General features: G+C 58.7%; 5 protein-coding genes. All 5 read right to left on the minus strand.

What is annotated here, in order from left to right:
* Positions 1 to 115: hypothetical protein (locus ACIOVB_RS27300; protein ID WP_401272253.1), on the minus strand; the 115-nt coding region annotated here is incomplete at its 3' end.
* 131 nt (positions 116 to 246) lie between these two features.
* On the minus strand, positions 247 to 978 hold the full coding sequence (dsbC, locus tag ACIOVB_RS27305) for a bifunctional protein-disulfide isomerase/oxidoreductase DsbC (protein ID WP_187680004.1): 732 nt from the start codon (positions 976 to 978) through the stop codon (positions 247 to 249).
* Between the two features lie 163 nt (positions 979 to 1,141).
* Positions 1,142 to 2,038, minus strand: coding sequence for a site-specific tyrosine recombinase XerD (gene xerD, locus ACIOVB_RS27310; RefSeq protein ID WP_187680005.1), 897 nt, complete (start codon positions 2,036 to 2,038; stop codon positions 1,142 to 1,144).
* Between the two features lie 67 nt (positions 2,039 to 2,105).
* Complete coding sequence (locus ACIOVB_RS27315) at positions 2,106 to 2,519, minus strand: acyl-CoA thioesterase (protein ID WP_187680006.1); 414 nt, start codon at positions 2,517 to 2,519, stop codon at positions 2,106 to 2,108.
* 148 nt (positions 2,520 to 2,667) lie between these two features.
* A partial coding sequence (gene rplS / locus ACIOVB_RS27320; protein WP_401272252.1) for a 50S ribosomal protein L19 occupies positions 2,668 to 2,940 on the minus strand: 273 nt, incomplete at its 5' end.

Here is a 2,940-nt window from a genome sequence, read left to right on the forward strand (position 1 = left end):
CTTCGATCCCACGCCCGGCACGACGAGCAATTTCCTCGGCGTTGCGCTGAAGTACGTTGAAGGTACCGCCACCGACGGTCCCTAACCCACAGATGCCTACTTTGACCGGATTCACTGTGAACTCCCCATAAAACGGCCGACTCAGGGTCGGCCGGAAAACAACCGCGTGCTCGCGGCTCTCTATTAATGGCCCGGCGATGTCGCTACCGGACCATGATCGTCAAAGCCTGACCGTGACGATGCGAATTACTTGGCGCCCAGCGCCAGTTTGGCGACTTGTGGCGCAGGCTGGTAGCCCGGAATGACTTGTCCGTCGGCCAAAACGATGGCCGGTGTACCGTTCACACCAATCGACTGCCCCAGAGCGAATTGTCTGGAAACCGGGTTCTCGCACTTGGCGGCCTTGATTTCCTTGCCATCGACCATTTTGTCCATGGCCGCTTTCTTGTCTTTCGAGCACCACACCGCTTGCAGTTGCTCGTCACCCGGCGAGCCGAGGCCTTGGCGCGGAAACGCAACATAACGCACTTCGATGCCACGCTTGTTCAGCTCCGGCACTTCGGCATGCAGCTTGTGGCAGTACGGGCAGGTGGTGTCGGTGAACACGGTGATGTGCGATTTGGTCTCGCCCACGGCCGGGTAAACCACGGTTTCGGCCACAGGGATGGCGTTGACCAGTTTGGAGATGCCCAGACGCTCGGTCTTCTCGGTCAGATTGACCGGTTTGCCGTCCTTGAGCTGGAACAGGTAACCCTGAACGATGTATTGGCCGTCGGCGCTGGCGTACAGCACGCGGCTGCCCTTGAGCTTGACTTCATACATGCCTGGCAACGGGCTGGCACTGATACTTTCTACCGGAACCTCGAGTTCGAGTTTTTCCAGGCTTTGACGAATCGCTTTGTCGGCCGCGTCATCGGCGACGGCAAAGGTACTGACCAACGCAATGGCTGCGGCGGCGAAAATCTGGGTCAGACGCATGAGAACTCCTGAAGGCGGACAAATGGATCGATCAGAACGCCCGTGCCGGAACACCGGGTCATAACCGTCCATCGTGCAAACCGGCAAAGCCTAACACATAAGGTCACGGTGGCCGAATGCGCCTGTCGCAAGAGACCACACCCTCGTCCTGCATGATCTTTGTTCAGCCACGCGGGTGATGTTTGGCATGCAGATCCTGCAACCGCGCCCGGGCGACGTGGGTGTAGATCTGCGTGGTCGACAGATCGCTATGCCCGAGCAGCATCTGCACCACGCGCAAGTCAGCGCCATGGTTGAGCAGATGCGTGGCAAATGCATGTCGCAAGGTGTGCGGTGACAGCGACTTGCCGATCCCGGCGACCTTGGCCTGATGCTTGATCCGGTGCCAGAAGGTCTGGCGGGTCATCTGTTCACCACGCTGGCTGGGGAACAGCACATCGCTGGGGCGCCCGCCAAGCAACTCGCCACGGCCGTCACGCATGTAGCGCTCGATCCAGACTATTGCCTCTTCGCCCATCGGCACCAGACGCTCCTTGCTGCCCTTGCCCATCACCCGCAATACGCCCTGGCGCAGGTTGACCTGTTCCAGCGTCAGGCTGACCAGCTCGGTCACGCGCAGGCCGCAGGCATAGAGGACTTCCAGCATGGCGCGGTCGCGCTGGCCGATGGCTTCGCTCAGGTCGGGCGCCTTGAGCAGTGCTTCGACATCAGCTTCTGACAGCGATTTGGGCAGCGGCCTACCCAGTTGCGGCATATCGACGCGCAACGTCGGGTCGACGGTGATCAGCTTTTCCCGCAGCAGATACCGATAAAAGCCACGCACACCGGAAAGAAATCTCGCCGTGGAGCGCGGCTTGTAGTTCTGCTCCAGACGCCAGGCCAGGTGATCGAGGATCAGCTCGCGGCCGGCGTTGATCAGCTCAAGGTTCTTCTCCTGCAGCCAGCCGTTGAACAGCGCCAGATCGCTGCGATAGGCGCCACGCGTGTTATCGGACAGGCCTTTCTCCAACCACAAGGCGTCGAGGAATTGGTCAATCAGTGGATGGTCAATGGCGGACATAGAGGCTCAAGTCAGACAGCAACAGCTGGGGGGACAGTTTTTCACAGCGCACCCGATCACGAAACACTCAGGCGGAAAACCCTGGCAACACCGGCACCGGACGCTTGTCATCATCAATCGCGACAAAGCTGAACTGGCCATGAATCGCCTTCTCGCGACCATCGCAGCTCATGCTTTCAACAAACACTTCCACCTCGACCTTGAGGCTGGTGTTACCGACCTTGATCACCCGCCCGACCAGTTCGACGATGGAACCGGCCGGGATCGCGTGGTTGAAGTCGATACGGTCGGTGGACACGGTCACCAGCGGCAAACGGCAGAAACGTGTGGCAGTGATGAACGACACTTCGTCCATCCACGCCAGCGCAGTGCCGCCGAACAGGGTGTTGTGGTGGTTGGTGGTCGGCGGAAAGACGGCTTTGGTTACGCGTGTCACCGAGAGTTCGGTGCGGCGTTCGATTTCCTGGTCACGGATAGACATGTGAGATGACTCGTAAAAAGTAGACTGCAAATCGAAAACAAGATCAAAAGATCGCAGCCTTCCGCAGCGCCTACAGGATGGGGGCAGTTTATTGCAGGCAACAAAAAAGCAGCCCGTAGGCTGCTTTTTTCTGCATCGGAAGCTGGACTTAAGCCAGTTTTTCCTTGATGCGAGCTGCTTTACCCGACAGGTCGCGCAGGTAGTACAGCTTGGCTTTGCGTACGTCACCGCGACGTTTAACAGCCATGCTGTCGATCTGCGGGGAGTAGGTCTGGAAAGTACGCTCTACGCCGACACCGTTGGAGATCTTACGAACGGTGAATGCACTGTTCACGCCGCGGTTACGCTTGGCGATTACAACGCCTTCGAACGCTTGCAGACGGGAACGATCGCCTTCCTTCACTTTCACCTGAACGACAAT

The organism is Pseudomonas sp. NPDC087639 (assembly GCF_044743385.1).
In the GTDB taxonomy this organism is placed as follows: domain Bacteria; phylum Pseudomonadota; class Gammaproteobacteria; order Pseudomonadales; family Pseudomonadaceae; genus Aquipseudomonas.

Excerpts from the sequence above, each read along its gene's own strand:
- xerD (WP_187680005.1), bottom strand. The coding sequence starts at position 2,038 with ATGTCCGCCATTGACCATCCACTGATTGACCAATTCCTCGACGCCTTG.
- ACIOVB_RS27315 (WP_187680006.1), bottom strand. The coding sequence starts at position 2,519 with ATGTCTATCCGTGACCAGGAAATCGAACGCCGCACCGAACTCTCGGTG.
- dsbC (WP_187680004.1), bottom strand. The coding sequence starts at position 978 with ATGCGTCTGACCCAGATTTTCGCCGCCGCAGCCATTGCGTTGGTCAGT.